Source organism: Vibrio coralliirubri (assembly GCF_024347375.1).
GTDB classification, from domain to species: Bacteria; Pseudomonadota; Gammaproteobacteria; order Enterobacterales; family Vibrionaceae; genus Vibrio; species Vibrio coralliirubri.
On the sequence record NZ_AP025471.1, the window covers coordinates 125,625 to 142,007 of the forward strand.

The window sequence follows — 16,383 nt, forward strand, 5'->3', positions numbered from 1 at the left end:
AATCGTAAACACGGTCTTTGATCCTAACTTGCCTATTTAGGAGATTTTCATGCCTTACCAGAATTTGGATGGTAAACCCTGTACTCAATCACATCAAAAGTTGCGTCTAAGTGCCCTTGCGATGGCCATCGCTTCAGTGACTTCCATGGGCGCATTTGCCGCGTCTGATCCTCAAACGACAACAATGGAAACGGTTGTCGTGACGGGCAGTTTGATCGGTAATTCAGAGCTTGAGGATGTGAAAGAATATCCGGGAGCTCGTACCGTCCTGACTAATGATCAAATTAAAAAGACCGCAGCACTCTCGATTGATTCGGCATTTCAAAGCGTGCCGGGCATTAAGGTTCAAGACGAAACGGGCACCGGTGTTTTGCCTAACATCTCAGTGCGTGGTTTGAAAGCGAGTCGCAGTGGCCACGCTCAATTCCTCATGGATGGTGTTCCGCTGACACTGGCACCGTATGGTCACACAGGACAATCAATTTTCCCTGCAACGCTGTCGATGCTTGATCGTATTGATATTGTGCGAGGCGGTGCGGCGGTTCAGTACGGACCAAACAACGTCGGTGGTGTGATCAACTTGGTGACCAAGCCTATTCCACAGGAGTGGCAAACGGAAATCAGTAATCGCTTTACTGTATTCGAGGATGGCGATACGCCGCTCAACGACTTTTACCTGCGAACGGGTGGTTGGTTAACCGATACGCTGGCACTTCAAGTCGAGGGGAACTTCTTAAAAGGTGAAAGCTTCCGTGAGCACTCCGACACAGATGTCAAAAACTTCCAGGCGAAGTTGCAGTGGTTACTGAGTGATACTCAAGAGCTACAAGCTTTCGTGCAGCGTTATGATGCAGACACCCAAATGCCCGGTGCTTTATCGCCGGATGATTATGGCAAAGATCGTACTCAGTCGAAGCGCCCATACGATGAATATCAAGGCACTTCAACGCGTTGGAGCCTGAAGTATTTGCATGATTTGAATCTTGCAGATAGCGCGGAATTAGAAATACTGACGTTTGGCCACCGTTCTGAGCGTTTCTTCCAATGGGGCTTTAATAGCGCTGGCGGTCACTGGGCGGACCCGGCATTACCATCAACCGACATTCGTACATCACCACGTGAATTTGCTGTTTATGGTGTTGAACCTAAACTCGCGATGTACTTTGACGGAAATACCGTAACGCAAAACGTGATTGTGGGTGCGCGCTATGTTAACGAAGACATTGACTACAAGCTGACCCAAACACCAATTGCTGGTGGTGCTACAACAACCCCACGTGATTGGCACTTAGATACTGACGCTTTTGCTGGTTACATCAGCAATGAAATCGGCCTGTTCAATGATGTACTGAAAGTTACGCCGGGTATTCGTTACGAATCGATTGATATGACGTTTGATGATCTGGGCACAGCACAGAGCACAGACAACAAAGTGACGGAGTGGCTGCCGGGCTTAACCGTGGCATACCATCTGACTGAACAATGGGTTGGGTACAGTAATGCACAGAAATCTTTGCGTGCACCACAAATTGCTTACATCCGTGGTAAAGGTGAAGAGGGCAGTGAGCTAGCGTGGAACTACGAGTTGGGTGCCCGCTACAACCAAGATTCAACCAGCTTTAACATCGCACTTTACCGCATTGATTTTGAAGATCAGCTGCAATGGCAAAGTGCTACCCAAACTTTCGATAACATTGGTAAAACCCTTCACCAAGGTGTTGAGCTCTCTGGTCGTTATATTCCTCAAGCGATGCAAGCTTTGAGCCTTGGCGCTGGTTATAACTACTTAGATGCAACGTTAGAGGAAGAGGGTGCAAACAAAGGTAATCAACTTCCTTATACGTCTAAACATCAATTTAGTTGGGATGCGACTTACGCCTTCAGCAAGGTAGATACGACTTTATCTGGTTACTACTTTAGCGAATCTTATTCTGACAATGCGAATACAAGTGCCGAAGATGCAACGGGCGCGACAGGTAAAGTGCCTGCCTACATGGTCTGGAACTTTAACCTAGGTTCGGATTTGTATAAGGATGAAAACAGTAAGCTGCGCATGAACCTTGCGGTGAACAACTTGTTTGATGAGGACTATTATTTCCGCGGTATTGATACCAGCCCCGTTGGTCGTTATCCAGCCCCAGGACGTTCTTACACTTTGGACCTGAATTATCAGTTCTAATACGTAATTTATTGAAAGTAATAACGAATAAAAGTCGCCAATACTCTTGGCGGCTTTCACGGTTCTAGCGTTTAAGGAAAATTAAATATGGAAAACAGCTCTCGCCTTTTGTTTTCGAATCAATTTCAGCTGTCGAACGGACTGCTGTCATTTAATAGGCCGTTTTTATTCAGCAGGATAGCGGTAACCTTAGTTTTGCTGGTTTTAAGCTTGTTCTCATTCTCCAGTTCAGCACAACCGAGGGTCATACAAGATGAGCAAGGTCAGTTTGAGATAGCGACTACCCCGCAACGTATTGTGGTGTTGGAGTTCTCATTTGCAGATGCGTTAGCTGCGGTGGGTGTTTCTCCTGTTGGTGTTGCTGATGACAATGATGCTTCGCGATTGATTCCGGCGGTGCGTGAATTGGTTCAACCATGGGAATCGGTTGGCATGCGTTCTCAGCCTAGCCTAGAAGCCATTGCGGTATTAAAGCCCGACCTGATCATTGCTGATGCAGAGCGTCATCGTACTGTCTATCAAGATCTACAACGCATCGCACCAACTCTGCTGCTGAAAAGCCGCGGCGAGACGTATCAAGAGAATTTGGAGTCTGCACTCAAGATTGGCATCGCTCTCGACAAGCAATCGTCAATGGAACAACGTATTCAACAACATCAACACGCCATGGCCGAATTCAAAAGTCATTTCTCGCTCAAACAAACCGTCCAGTTCGCTGTCGTGTCGGATAAAGGTATGTGGTTACATAGCCCAGTGTCTTACGCAGGAGGCGTGTTGACCGCATTAGGCATTGCTAGCCCTATTGTGAAACCAACAGAGAAGGCATATTTACCAACCAGCTTTGAGTTGTTGTTGAAAACCAATCCGGATTGGTTGCTCCTTGGCGCTTACTCTCATCCAAATATTGTTGATGATTGGCAGAAAAATCCGCTATTCAATGTACTAACCTCTGCTAAAAATCAGCAAGTTGTAGAAGTGTCACCGGCACTTTGGTCATTGAATCGAGGCATGTTAGCGGCAGAACAAATGGCGAAAAATTTTGAGCAGATCTTGGACCGATCATGAGTACGATGTCGTTCTCTAAAAGTAAGCGATTCTGGCCAATACTGTCGTGGCGAGTCACGTTATTTACGGCATTCGTGTCGTGTTTGGCACTGTCTGGTTACGCGGCCTCTATGACTGGGTGGTCTAATTTCTCATTAACATTGAGTGACTTGATTCACTACTGGTTTGCGTTTGATGAAAGCAACATGACTCATCAAATATTGGCGACATTAAGAGCCCCAAGAGCTGATGCGGGGCTATTGATTGGTGCGAGTTTGGCCGTCGCTGGGTTATTGATGCAGGGATTAACGCGTAATCCACTCGCGTCTCCGTCGATTCTTGGCATTAACGCTGGCGCAGCCTGTTTTATGGCGTTAGCTGCGATAGGTATACCCGTGATCAGTGAGCTAAACCCAATCCTTAACGCGGTTCTTGGTGCATTGCTGAGCGGCGGTGCTGTGATGCTTCTAGGCGGTTTTTTCTCTGCACGTTCTCATCCGTTACGTTTGGTTCTCGCGGGTATCGCCATTACGGCGTTATTGCTTGGGCTGACACGAGCGGCGCTGATTCTTGCTGACGATATGGCTTATAGCGTCTTGCATTGGCTTACTGGCTCACTGTCTAGTGTGGATGATGATCAATGGCAACAGCTTTGGCCGCCTGTAGTGATTGGTTTGGTGTTGGCAATGAGCCTTGCTCGCAACCTCAACTTGTTGGCACTTGGCGAAGAAGTTGCAGTGGGGTTGGGCAGTAATATCAGGTTTACTCGCTTCGTGAGTGGACTGACGATAGTGTTGCTTGCCGGAGCAAGTGTCGCTATCGCAGGGCCAATTGGCTTTGTTGGATTGTTAGTGCCTCATTTGGTTCGACCTATGGTTGGGCACAATTATCATTTACTGATTCCTATTTCAGCATTGGCAGGCGCAGCATTAGTATCTTGGTCAGATGCGTTGTCGCGAGCGATTGCTTTCCCGACTGAAACACCCGTTGGTGTTATTACTGCTTTGCTCGGAACACCTTGTTTTATTTTGATTGCGACGAGGAGATCTTAATGCATCATCAAACTAAGATAGTTTTGTTATCTGGGATTCTCATATTAGTGGCATCCGCAGGTTTGTTTGTCGGTGCAGCTTCGCTTTCTGTTTCTCAAGTCATCGAACATTTGGTCGCGTTTTCCAGTGACGACTTTGTTATCCATCAGTATCGGCTACCACGTATGTTGCTTGCGATAAGCGTGGGCGCAGGGTTAGGGCTTTCAGGGGTATTAGTGCAAGGCGTGATACGTAATCCGTTAGCATCGCCTGATCTTATGGGTATTAGCGCTGGGGCAGGACTTGCTGCGACAGCGAGTTTAGTCTGGTTTCCTAATACAACGGTCAGTGTGCTTCCTGTGGTGGCGATGTTGGGAGGGGTATTAGCTGCTGGACTGATTGCTGCATTGGCCTGGTGGTCAAGGCCAACACCCGCCAAATTGGCGCTGATTGGTATAGCGGTGAGTGCGTTTCTGGCCAGTTGTATCGACTTCTTGTTGGTCACCAACCCGATAGAGATCAACACGGCCATGGTGTGGCTAACAGGCAGTCTTTGGGGCAGAAATTGGCAGCAAGTCCCGTTTATTTGGAGTGCACTGCTCTTGTTGTTACCCATCGCATTATGGTTGGCGTGGCGATTAGATGTGATGGGGCTTGGTGAGGAAAGTGCAACCACATTGGGCACTAAGCCAAAACAGATTCAAGCTCTCGCTTTATTGGCCGCTGTATTGCTTGCCAGTGTTAGCGTTTCTGTTGCTGGAACGATCAGTTTTGTGGGTTTATTGGCACCTCACTTAGCACGCTTGTTGTTTGGACATAATCATAAATTGTTAATCCCAGCATCTGCACTGGTAGGGGCAATTCTGGTTACCGGCGCTGATGGGTTGGCCAGAGGTCTACAACCACCTATTGAATTGCCAGCAGGCGTTCTCACGTCTGTGATTGGCGCGCCATATTTCATCTTTCTTCTCTATCGCTATCGAGGTTGGTAACCATGCTTAAAACGCAGAATCTTTCCGTCGCGTACGGCAAACAAACGATCATACCGAACCTGTCTGTTTCTATCCCTAAGGGAAAAATCACCGCATTGATAGGACCTAACGGGTGCGGTAAATCTACCTTGTTAAAGACGTTAGTCAGAATTAACAAGTCAGTGGCTGGAGAGGTGTTGTTTGAAGACAAACCGCTATCAAGCTATGGCGATAAAGCGCTCGCTCGTTCGTTGTCACTTCTTCCACAAATCTTGGTCAGCCCGGAAGGGATCACGGTCAGAAAATTAGTCGAATATGGCCGTTCGCCCTATGTCTCTCATTGGGGAAGGTTAGGGCTGGACGACCAAAGGATTGTCGAGCAAGCAATGCGAGATACAGGTGTCCTTGAGTTTGCTGATAAGCCTGTTGAGTCACTGTCTGGTGGCCAGCGTCAAAGAGCATGGATTGCAATGGTAATTGCACAAGATACGGACGTAGTGATGTTGGATGAACCGACCACATACCTTGATATGTCACACCAGGTAGAATTAATGAACCTAATGCAACAGATGAATGCCAAAGGAAAAACGGTGGTTGTTGTGTTGCATGACCTGAACCAAGCCAGTCGTTATTGCGACCATTTAGTGGTTTTGGAAAAAGGGTGCTTAATCGCAGAGGGATCGCCTGATGAGGTGATGACCGAAACGATGCTCAGTAACGTATTTGATCTCAAAGCGAGCGTGTTTCGAGACCCTATTTCAAACACACCAATGTGTGTCGCGATTTAGGAGAATATACTGATTGTCATTTTCTTGAGATTGACTCAATCAACAACGCCTTTCACAGAGCTGCGAAAGGCGTTTTTTAGTTTTACTTCACTTTAACTAGAGTGCTTGAATCTGTATGAGCAAATGCGCTGTCGTAGATCTCTAAGCCTGTTGTTTGAGAGTACGTTAGCGTGTCGTCTGAAATGCTAATATTCATCGTGAAGCCCGTGGTGGTTGCGTTGTCCGTCATGTATTCAGACTCAGCGATGCCACGCTTAGACGCAACTAACGTCATTGTATCGCCAGCAGGGCCTTCTGCGGTGACACATGTGGTGCGAGGTACACAGTAAGAATTGTAGACGATCTGATTTTTTTGATCGTAGATGAAGTAGCCACGTTGATCGTGGAACTTAGAGTCGTCGGCTTTTCTGAATACTTCTTGCTTGTAGTACAGAGCAACCAGATATTGATCGCTGGCGTTGGTTGCATCTGCCGCAACCTCAAATGTCATCACTTCATAAAATGGTGTGACCGCGGGGCCACCTTTGCCCACTTCTGTGCCTTCTTGACCTGGAGAAATATCAACGCCGCCAGTTTCGACTGATTTCCATGTGCCGACTAACTTTGCGAGTGGACCAAAATCCATACCATTGATTGTGCTGTGGTCGGCTACTGCTGGAGCCGAGATTGCTGCTGCGATACCAAGTGCTAATAATTTTTTCACTTTAACTTCCTTTTTATTAATTATCTGACCCCAATAAAAATAAGGTTATTGTGAAACCAGTTTATTAACCCAGATCAGTGTTGTTGGCTAATATGAAATCGAATTGTAACTTGATGTATCAGTCAATAAGGGGATATTAATGTGTGTGTATATTGAGCAAGAAGCAGGTGTTGGGTCGTCTAATCTCAGTGATAAATCTTGGGTTTGCTGACTCTTATGACTGAGTTCAGTCACATTGGAATAGGTCGTCTAAACTTAAAGCTTGTATCGCTGCAAATACGACAATTTGGGCTCTAAAGACGTTCTCGAAATAAATGCAAATTAGTGCTTTACCTCAACTTAACTTGAGGTATTAGGATATGCAACGTTGCTTACGAGAATACTTTAAGGAGAGAAGAATGATCCAACTTGAACATGTGAATTTAGTGGTAAAAGATATCCCAGAAATGCTGGTTTTCTATAAAGCGGCGTTCCCTCATTGGTATGTCCGTGATGAGGGAAAAGGGGAGTGGTCAGGTAAGCCACGTAACTGGCTGCATTTTGGCGACGAGTACCAATACATAGCAATAAGTGATCACGGTGAAGGTGAAAATAGAGATTTGGCAGGGCATTCTGTTGGCCTCGCGCACTTCGCTTATGTGACCAATAATATCGAAAGTGTCACTCAACGGCTTGTTGATGCGGGCTTCCCAATTGCCAAACCCGGTGCCGAAGAACCTTATCGAAAAAACGTCTACTTTGTGGATCCGGCAGGTTTTGAAATAGAGTTTGTTGAGTATTTGAGTGATGATCCCAAGTTACGAAATGCCACAAGTTAGTTACGTAATACGCCGCTTTATTAAAGTTGGTTAGCGCCATGAAAACACGTTAGAGAACATTTATAGAAAAGGGCATTGTGGAATAATCCGCAATGCCCTTTTTCGATCTATTTAATCGCTGATTGGCTAACTGATGTTGAGATCTGTTAGCTGGTGTTTACTTAGCTTTAAACGGCACCAACAGTTGTTTGCCAAACACATTGATTAACGCGCCAGTCACGATTAGACCACCACCTAGGTAAGTCCAAACTGATGGAATCTCGTTGAAGATCCACACACCTAATAGTGCTGAGAATACGATTTGAACATATGAGTAAGCTGAAGCCTTGCCTGCTGCTTGGGTTTGCATCGCTTTGGTTAAACCGTATTGGCCTATTTGTGTGAAAATCCCGACCAGAACCAACATCATGGTTAGGAACAGGCTAGGCCACACAAAGTCGTTCCAGATAAGGGCGGTGGAGATTGGGAGAGCAACCAGAGGGAAGTAGAAGATGATCACTGAGCTGTCTTCCGTTTGGCTAAGCTTTCTCACAATCACATAAGCAATTGAGCTACCAAATGCGCCACATAACGCCACCATAATGCTGAATAGCGGTAACTCGCTGCTCGCGCCGCTGTTCATACTTGGCTGAACCATCACTAATAATCCTGCTAAGCAGAACGCAATGCAGATCATGGTCGACTTTTGGACGCGTTCTTTCAGAAACAGCACGCCAAGTAGGGCGGTAAATACAGGGTGAACGTATTGTAGAATGGTCGCTTCTGCTAATGGCAAAGTGGTCACAGCGTAGTAAACACACATCAAGGCTGCTGTGCCAACTGCGCCTCGAACAAACAACAAAGGTTTGTTATTTCCCCAGATCGAAATGCCTTTTCGCTTAACGTCGATATAACTGATGATCAAAGACACTAAAGCCCTTGCTGCAACAATCTCGAATACAGGTATGCCGTAGTTGCTGATGTATTTCACACACGCTGACATCAGTGCGAATCCAAAAGCAGAGAGGATCATGAACCGAACCCCAACAGGGATCATTGAAAAAGAGAAAGAAGGCATAAAAATATCAATCGGTTGAGGGAACAGGAATCATAACTTAGTTTAGAAGAGCCTACCAAAGTCTTTGTCCTGTTCTGGTCAACTTGATTCAATTAATTCTCATTTCAGATCGATTCGTTTTTATCTCGCATAAGATCGGCTATAGCTCAATTTTATAAAATCAATATCAACAGAAGGTGACGCTAATTCAACTCTGATTTATCGGTCGTTTTAATTGTCTTTCTTAGTCATATCATTCTCGTGAATTTATAATAAGAGATATGTTCTATGAAACCAGTCAATACCCTACTCATATCCGCGCTCGCGCTTTGCTCTTTCAGTTCAGCTACTTATGCAGACACCATCTTGCACGCTTTCAACTGGAAATATTCAGATGTGACAGCCAACGCCAATCAAATTGCTCAAGCCGGTTATAAAAAAGTACTGGTTGCTCCGGCAATGAAATCGAGCGGCAGCCAATGGTGGGCGCGCTACCAACCTCAAGATCTTCGAACCATTGATTCACCTCTCGGCAATAAACAAGATTTGGCCGCAATGATTGCCTCACTTAAAGCCGTGGGCGTTGATGTATACGCTGATGTGGTGCTCAACCATATGGCGAATGAAAGCTGGAAGCGAAGTGACTTGGATTACCCAGGCACCGAAGTGCTAAACGATTATGCGAGCCGTTCAAGCTACTATGCTGACCAGACTCTGTTTGGCAATCTAGCGCAAGGTTTTGTCTCCGCTAACGATTTCCATGCCGCGGGCTGTATTTCAGATTGGAACGACCCTGGTCATGTTCAATATTGGCGTTTGTGCGGGGCTGATGGCGATGTAGGTTTGCCTGATCTCGACCCAAATAACTGGGTGGTTTCACAGCAGCGCTTATATCTGAAAGCATTAAAGGATATGGGCATCAAAGGTTTCCGAATTGATGCGGTGAAGCACATGAGCCAGTATCAAATCGATCAGGTATTCACACCTGAAATTACAGCGAACATGCATGTGTTCGGTGAAGTGATTACCAGCGGTGGAGCAGGGAACAGCGGCTATGAGTCGTTCTTAGCGCCATACTTAAACAACACCAATCACTCTGCGTATGACTTCCCACTGTTTGCGTCGATTCGTGCTGCATTCTCGATGGGCGGTGGCTTGAACCAACTGCATGATCCAAAAGCGTACGGCCAAGCACTCGATGACAACCGTTCGATCACTTTTGCGATCACACATGACATTCCAACCAATGACGGCTTCCGTTATCAAATTATGGACCCACAAGATGAGCAGCTTGCTTACGCTTACATCCTTGGCAAAGATGGTGGCACGCCGTTGATTTACAGTGATGATCTACCGGATTCTGAAGATAAGGATAACGGTCGTTGGGGCAATGTTTGGAATAGCTCGAACATGAAGAATATGCTGAGCTTCCATAACGCGATGCAAGGTAAATCAATGACGATGATTTCGAGCGACCAATGTACTTTGCTGTTTAAGCGTGGCAAAGAAGGCGTTGTAGGAATTAACAAATGTGGCGAAACGCGTGGCGTGACGGTTGATACTTACCAGCATGAGTTCAATTGGCATGTTCAATACAAAGATGTATTAAGCAGCGCGACAGAAACCATTTCTTCTCGCTACCATACGTTCAATCTACCACCACGCAGTGCGCGTATGTTTAAGCTTTAATGTTTGCTCAACAAAGTGAAACATAACGGGTAGATAGCATAAGCCGCAGCATTTGCTGCGGCTTATTGTTGAGTAAACGAGTCGTTTTGAAACTGGCGCGTTTTTACGAACCTAATGTTTAGAAAGGCGAGCGGCTATTCGCGATAGCGAACTGTTGGTAAAGCTCCGCCACTTCGACTGGGTTGAACTCGTCTTTGTATGTCAGTTCACTGAGTCGGTGTGTGATGTTTTGCAGTTCATGCGAACGTTGCTGAGCACGCTGCCGATAGCGTTTGAATGCTTGCTCTGTACCTTCAAAGTTAGAGGCAATACTTTGTGCCAGCACATAAGCGTTCTCGATACCTAAGCTGAAACCGATACCCATGGTCGGCAACACAGCGCAACAGGAATCTCCCAGTAGAACAGCATTGCCGCGATACCAAGTATCAAATGGGGCAACATCGGTGAGTGGAGAAGGCAAGATCTTCGATTCAGGCGTATCTCGAATCATATCCAGTAGATAGCTAGGATAGTGAGAGAACTGCTCTAACACGGTTTGTTTAGACAGCGTTTCACCTTCTTGAACGGCACATGCGGCAAACCAGTATTTACCTTGGGTTTCTCGCTCGTAGGTGTAGGTTACGATTCGAGATTTATCACCCGCAAAAACATAACACTCATCATCGCTGATTTCAGGTGCTTTGAAATCAATCTCACCACGGCAGCAATAGACGTTCGGTTGTCTTAGTGTCACATCAGGCGCGACAAACTTTCTCACTTGAGAGAACACGCCGTCGGCACCGACAATAATATCCGCATCAATGGGTTCGCCGTTGATCAGAATCTGCGGCTCATCGTCGTTTTGAACAACAGTGCAGGTTTGGTTAGTGACGATGCAGTCATCTTCTAGCTCATTTAATAGCAGTTGGTATAAACGGCTGCGATGAAATAAACCAATTGGCGCGTTGGCTTTGCTTGGAGAGTCACTCATATTGAGTGTGTTGATGGGCAACCCTGTGGCCGTTAATGTCGAGATGGTATCGACTTGGTTACATGCAGCTTTGACTTTATCGACACCCACTAATGCTGCAAGAACTTGCATGCCCTCTGGCCACATAATGATGCCAGTACCGTCAGCACGTGGTTGTGCTGCCTTCTCATATATTCGAGCTTTAATACCAAATTTACGCAGTGATAATGCGAGTGCTAAACCATTCAGCCCTGCACCAATAATTGCGACTTTGAGACGTTGTTGTTCCATGACTTTCTCCTAAGAATAAGATGCCAATATCTGTGTACTGGTTCATAGGGCGTAAGATAGGTCATTCGAATCGATAAATAAACGTTATAAATTATAAGGTTAATGCGATTTCTAAAACTGAGATTCCGATCCCCTAATGATCTTGGATGACACCAAACCAATGATTCTGATGAGACAGTACTTTCAGCAACTCGATCTCTTTCGTTGTCTCTTCTCTAAGCCATTCAATAAGGTCGTTGATGATAGGCGTGTGGCTACGCTGGTGGATAAAATAAGTCCAAGCACTGTGTTGGATCTTTGCATTCTTAGGGCAGTACAAGAAGCCTCGTTGGAGATCTTGTTGAACTAACAACAGATCCGTAACTGTAACGCCTTCACCGGATAAACAGGCACTGAGCGCCATATCTAAAGACAAGAAACTGGTATTTCTGACAGGCTTCTTTGGTGGGAATTCAACATCGGACAACCACACTTTCCAATCGTGGTGATCTAAGGTTGGATGCAGCCTTGGCAAGGTTAAGATCGAATCAAGGTCGGTGTCTTTGGTGGTTAGGCTAGTTGAGCAAACCGGTGCCATAAACTCTTCCCGCAAGAAGGTGATGTCTGGTGCTTTGTCATAGCGTTTTTTGAAGCGCGTGTGGAAGATCAGTAGATCATACTCACTACTATTAATCGATTCGTCTTCCTCAATTACAGGAACAATGACGATCTCATGATCTTGATAACGCTCGTTTAATTCCCGAACTTTGGAGATCAATACTCGCGTCGCGAAACTAAGAGTCGCTTTGATCACGATACGCTTCTGTTTCGGCTCACTCCAAGAGGCGATAACGGCTTCGATATTGCCATAGCTTTCTCGCAAAGCGACATACAAATCATGACCTTGTACCGTTAATTCTATGGCTCGATGCTTACGAATAACCAGTGATGCGTTTAACTCATCTTCAAGCTGTTTGATCTGTCGACTGATTGCACTTTGTGTCACATGCAGCTCTTCGGCAGCCAGAGTAAAGCTCATCAGCCTTGCAGCAGCTTCAAACGCTTTTAAGCCATTATGTGAGGATGGCAAGCTAGGATATGGGGTCATAATTCGTTCGCATGAGTTTTTGGAATGTTAGAGTCGCAAATTTATCAATTGAACGCCAGCCTCATCGATCGTATTTTGGGCGAAATTAACTGAGGCGCTCATGAAAAAAATACTCACTCTTGCATTCCCTTTGATCATTTCACAGCTGATCTCTATGGCTTTAGTCCTTACTGATGTTTGGATGATGTCGCGTATCAGTGTGTCAGCCCTTGCGGCTGGTGGCTTAGGAGCCTCTATCTACTTTTTTATCTTCATTATTGCGAGCAGCACTGTAGGTTGTGTCGCGAACTTGATTGCGATCGCTTATGGTCAGCGCGTCGCTCGCCCAGAGTTTGGGAATACACAAATCAGATTGGCGGTGAAAGGCGCAACCATGTTGGCGTTCGTGCTCAGCGTGACCTTAATGGCCAGCTTCTGGTTTGCTCCGTTGGTATTAGAAGCCGCAAAACAGCCGCCAGAAGTGATCACTTTAGCGATGGAATATGTCCATGCTTTGAAGTGGGTGATGTTGCCTTCGCTTATCTTGTTGGTGCTTCGTGGCTTAACCAGTGCGTTTGGCAATGTGCGTTCTATTCTGGTGATGTCTATTATCACCGTAATTCTGAATGTGCCAGTGAGCTACTTTTTAACCTTCCAATTAGACATGGGCTTAACGGGTTTAGGGCTTGGTACGGCTATCGCGGCATTTATCGTGATGGTCGGATACACGGTTTGGGTATTTAAGCGCGACGAGTTTAAGCAGTTCGCCCCTTGGCTAAATACAGAAGAGTACTCCATCAAGCTGATGAGCCCTTTGTTGTTGATGGGTCTACCTATCGGCTTGGCAGCTTTACTTGAGCATGGCCTTATTTACGGTGGCACCTTAATGGCGGGCACGATCAGTATTGCTTCGTTAGCTCTGCACCAAATCCTGCTGCAATGTTTGAGCTTTACTTGGAACTTCAATTTTGGCTTCTCACAAGCTGCGGCGATTTTGGTTGGTCGTGATTTTGGCGCGGGTAACTTCGAAGGGATCAAAAGAACCTCGATTCAAAGCTTCATATTGGTGTCGGTGTTGAGTGTGGCGTTGTCGGCTGTGTTTATCATATGGCCTGAGATGATCGCCTCTATCTTCAAGTTAGACGATGGTACGGGTGCAATGACTTCGCTATTAGCTTCTGTTATCTGGGTAGTGGCGTTGTGCTTTATTGTTGATGCATGGCAACTGCTGGTGATTAACTTGCTTAGAGGGATGAAGATTGTCTCTATGCCAACCGTGATGACTGCAATCGGTTACTGGGTATTTGGCCTACCTGCAGCTTGGTATTTGATGCCAAAATTTGAATTGGCAGGGATTTGGGGCGGAATCGGCGTGGGTTTAGGCGTGACAGGTATTCTATTGCTGATTCATTTAATGGTTGTTCTAAACAAGAGCAGCAAGACACCAGATTTAGATTGTTCAGCTTACTCTTAATTAAGTTAGTTGATAACGAAAAAGCCGTAGTCATCAACGACTGCGGCTTTTGTTTATCTAAATTGATCCTTGGGGGAATGAATCAATATCAGGATGTAGGGAGTACCTATTGGTTATAAGGTAGCTTTATTACCAGACTACTTGCCACCAGAGAGCGCAGATTTCATCATCGTTTTGAATTGCTCTTTTTGTTCTTCAGTTAACACGTTATAGATGTTGTTCTTTAGACGCATTTCTTGCATCACCATCGACTTCTCGGTTGCTTGAACGGTGTCGATGACCTTTTCCATCTCAGCTTCATTGAAATCAGGTTGAGTCACAAGGCTGATCTGTTTCTTCTTAAGCTCTATTGCGCTCTCCATATCAATCTCTGTTCGATCGGATTGATAATCTTCAACAAGAGAGAATACTTCCGCTTGTTGCTCTTCGGTTAGATTCAGAGAAGCAATAACCATTTGCAATGGGCTAAGCGCCGGCTGTGGCGGTTGTTGTGGTGATGAAGCACTCACAAAAGGAGCGGTAACGAGTAGAGCTGAAGCAGTTAATACACAAAGCGACTTTTTCAGTGATTTCATTGAGTTTCTCCTGTTAGTGGAAACATGAGTATAGATGGCGAAGCTGAACTCGATATGAATATGTCGTTCAGTTTAATTCGCCGAGCTCATTGCGTTCATTTAGTTACGCTCGTCTAGACACGGAATGAGTTAGACCTTGGTCTTACAGAAACCGAGCTAAAAGGTGACTAGAATGACTTAAGTCGCTCACCGTTTTATCAAGGAATACACAAATGGAAGTTGGATTGTTCTGGGCTGAAAAAGGAATGCTAGTGCTTGGCGCACTGTTTGTTTTGACGAGCATGATGCAGTACGGAAGACGCAGTAGCGATTGGAAAGGCGTGATTACGATGTTCTACAAGCGTATCCCAATGAGCATAGCCGAATACAAATGGTACCGTCTGGGTATCGCTCTGTTGATATTTGCTGTGATCATACGTTTCGCATTACTGATTCTATGGCCTTCATATCAGTTCTAGTTCTTCACACTATCTCTCTTATCATAGGCACATAAAGCCGATAAATGAATGAGTAACCGAGCCTTAATAAACCCGTTTGTTAAGGCTGCTGTTAAATAAAATAGTGCTATTACTCAACAGTAAGGAGTGGCTATTACCTTTGTAGCATATTGTTTTTCATGAAGAATAATGCGAAATAATAGCTTACCCACCTGTTTCATCATTCTTACTAATAATCTGCACATAAATCCATTCACCCCGTACCTGATACCATAATGTTCTGTTACACTCGTTCGAATTAGCTTTAATTTGTCAGTGGTGCATTTATGTCGTTCCCAGTTCTTATATGTGATGATTCTGCGTTAGCAAGGAAGCAGATGGCTCGGTCACTGCCTAGTTCTCTAAATGCAGATATAACTTTTGCTGTTCATGGGCTTAATGCACTTGAAGAGCTCGCTAAAAACCAGTTCAAATTAATGTTCCTCGACCTCACCATGCCGGAATTAGACGGCTATGGCACATTGGAAGAGATGCAACGTTTAGGTGATACCACGCCTGTTGTCGTTGTTTCTGGTGACATACAACCAAAAGCGCAACAGAAGGTGCTGGATCTCGGCGCCAAAGCGTTTTTGCAAAAGCCGATCGATAAAGAAGCACTAAAAGCTATTTTACGTGAGCATGTCGAGCCGCCAAAACAACCTCAAATTATTACCCCAACCGCTTTAGAACTGCCAATACTTCGCAGACGTGATGTCTATATGGAAGTGGCGAACGTAGCGATAGGCCGTGCAGCTGATGCGCTGGCTCGTCACTTTAATGTGTTTGTTCATCTACCGTTGCCGAACGTCAACATCTTCGAAGTGAGTGAATTGCACATGGCACTTCGCGATCTAGCCGATAACGACCAAGTGTCGGGTGTTTGCCAAGGCTTCAGCGGAGAAGGCATTGCAGGTGAAGCACTAGTTTTGTTGAGTGATTCCAGTGTGAGCGACCTTAAGAAACTCATGAAGGTGCCAACAGAAAGCGAGCAGCTAGAAGAACTAGAGCTGCTGATGGATGTATCGAACATCTTAGTCGGCTCATTCTTGAATGGGTTAGGGGAGCAATCAGAAGTTCGTTTCTTCCAGAGTTCGCCTGTTCTACTAGGGCAACATATCTCGATCGACTCGGTTATCGAAAATACCAGCGGCTCATTTAAAAAGACCATGACGTTCGAAGTCAGCTACAACATAGACGGCACTTCCATCCGTTGTGACCTTCTATTTATGTTTGTTGATGAGTCTTTGCCACTTCTAGACAACAAATTGGCCTACCTAATGGAGGAGTTTTAAT

General features: G+C 45.6%; 15 protein-coding genes. 10 read left to right on the forward strand and 5 right to left on the reverse strand.

The window, feature by feature from the left end:
* Nucleotides 1–49 precede the first annotated feature (49 nt).
* The 5 genes from OCV20_RS17225 (at nucleotide 50) to fecE (ending at nucleotide 6,013) form a co-directional block, all read left to right on the forward strand.
* On the forward strand, nucleotides 50–2,179 hold the full coding sequence (locus tag OCV20_RS17225) for a TonB-dependent receptor family protein (RefSeq protein WP_086775082.1): 2,130 nt from the start codon (nucleotides 50–52) through the stop codon (nucleotides 2,177–2,179).
* Nucleotides 2,180–2,266: 87 nt separating this feature from the next.
* Nucleotides 2,267–3,244, forward strand: a complete 978-nt coding sequence (locus OCV20_RS17230) for a Fe(3+) dicitrate ABC transporter substrate-binding protein (RefSeq protein WP_086775083.1) — start codon at nucleotides 2,267–2,269, stop codon at nucleotides 3,242–3,244.
* The gene (locus OCV20_RS17235; RefSeq protein ID WP_086775084.1) at nucleotides 3,241–4,275 is read left to right on the forward strand and encodes a FecCD family ABC transporter permease; all 1,035 of its coding nucleotides are present in this window, start codon (nucleotides 3,241–3,243) and stop codon (nucleotides 4,273–4,275) included. The genes OCV20_RS17230 and OCV20_RS17235 overlap by 4 nt, the downstream gene beginning before the upstream one ends.
* Entirely contained in the window at nucleotides 4,275–5,246 is a 972-nt protein-coding gene (locus OCV20_RS17240; protein ID WP_048614858.1) for an iron chelate uptake ABC transporter family permease subunit, read from the forward strand. The genes OCV20_RS17235 and OCV20_RS17240 overlap by 1 nt, the downstream gene beginning before the upstream one ends.
* A gap of 2 nt (nucleotides 5,247–5,248) precedes the next feature.
* A complete protein-coding gene (gene fecE / locus OCV20_RS17245; protein WP_048614860.1) occupies nucleotides 5,249–6,013 on the forward strand; it encodes a Fe(3+) dicitrate ABC transporter ATP-binding protein FecE in 765 nt (254 codons plus the stop codon).
* Nucleotides 6,014–6,095: 82 nt separating this feature from the next.
* Here the strand turns inward: fecE and OCV20_RS17250 are convergent, their stop codons facing one another.
* On the reverse strand, nucleotides 6,096–6,716 hold the full coding sequence (locus OCV20_RS17250; protein ID WP_086775085.1) for a heme-binding beta-barrel domain-containing protein: 621 nt from the start codon (nucleotides 6,714–6,716) through the stop codon (nucleotides 6,096–6,098).
* A gap of 398 nt (nucleotides 6,717–7,114) precedes the next feature.
* On the opposite strand from OCV20_RS17250, the gene OCV20_RS17255 reads away from it, so the two are divergent.
* A complete protein-coding gene (locus OCV20_RS17255) occupies nucleotides 7,115–7,534 on the forward strand; it encodes a VOC family protein (RefSeq protein ID WP_048614864.1) in 420 nt (139 codons plus the stop codon).
* 157 nt (nucleotides 7,535–7,691) lie between these two features.
* On the opposite strand, the gene OCV20_RS17260 is transcribed toward OCV20_RS17255, so the two are convergent.
* Nucleotides 7,692–8,591, reverse strand: a complete 900-nt coding sequence (locus tag OCV20_RS17260) for a DMT family transporter (RefSeq protein WP_048610851.1) — start codon at nucleotides 8,589–8,591, stop codon at nucleotides 7,692–7,694.
* 267 nt (nucleotides 8,592–8,858) lie between these two features.
* Between OCV20_RS17260 and OCV20_RS17265 the strand changes: the two genes are divergently transcribed.
* Nucleotides 8,859–10,259: an alpha-amylase family protein gene (locus OCV20_RS17265; RefSeq protein ID WP_086775086.1), complete on the forward strand. Its 1,401-nt coding sequence runs from the start codon at nucleotides 8,859–8,861 to the stop codon at nucleotides 10,257–10,259.
* A 118-nt stretch (nucleotides 10,260–10,377) separates the two neighbouring features.
* Here OCV20_RS17265 and OCV20_RS17270 read toward each other — a convergent pair whose 3' ends face one another.
* Both OCV20_RS17270 and OCV20_RS17275 read right to left on the reverse strand, forming a co-directional pair.
* Nucleotides 10,378–11,499, reverse strand: coding sequence for an FAD-dependent monooxygenase (locus tag OCV20_RS17270; protein WP_086775087.1), 1,122 nt, complete (start codon nucleotides 11,497–11,499; stop codon nucleotides 10,378–10,380).
* A gap of 133 nt (nucleotides 11,500–11,632) precedes the next feature.
* Nucleotides 11,633–12,586, reverse strand: a complete 954-nt coding sequence (locus tag OCV20_RS17275) for a LysR family transcriptional regulator (RefSeq protein WP_086775088.1) — start codon at nucleotides 12,584–12,586, stop codon at nucleotides 11,633–11,635.
* Between the two features lie 100 nt (nucleotides 12,587–12,686).
* Between OCV20_RS17275 and OCV20_RS17280 the strand changes: the two genes are divergently transcribed.
* A complete protein-coding gene (locus tag OCV20_RS17280) occupies nucleotides 12,687–14,039 on the forward strand; it encodes an MATE family efflux transporter (RefSeq protein WP_086775089.1) in 1,353 nt (450 codons plus the stop codon).
* Between the two features lie 137 nt (nucleotides 14,040–14,176).
* Here OCV20_RS17280 and OCV20_RS17285 read toward each other — a convergent pair whose 3' ends face one another.
* A complete protein-coding gene (locus OCV20_RS17285; protein WP_048610860.1) occupies nucleotides 14,177–14,614 on the reverse strand; it encodes a Spy/CpxP family protein refolding chaperone in 438 nt (145 codons plus the stop codon).
* A gap of 212 nt (nucleotides 14,615–14,826) precedes the next feature.
* Here OCV20_RS17285 and OCV20_RS17290 point away from each other — a divergent pair, with 212 nt between their 5' ends.
* Both OCV20_RS17290 and OCV20_RS17295 read left to right on the forward strand, forming a co-directional pair.
* A complete protein-coding gene (locus tag OCV20_RS17290; protein WP_086775090.1) occupies nucleotides 14,827–15,072 on the forward strand; it encodes a hypothetical protein in 246 nt (81 codons plus the stop codon).
* Between the two features lie 305 nt (nucleotides 15,073–15,377).
* Nucleotides 15,378–16,382 (forward strand): response regulator, encoded by a 1,005-nt coding sequence (locus OCV20_RS17295; protein WP_050620532.1) that lies wholly within the window; start codon nucleotides 15,378–15,380, stop codon nucleotides 16,380–16,382.
* The last annotated feature ends 1 nt before the right edge of the window (nucleotide 16,383 follow it).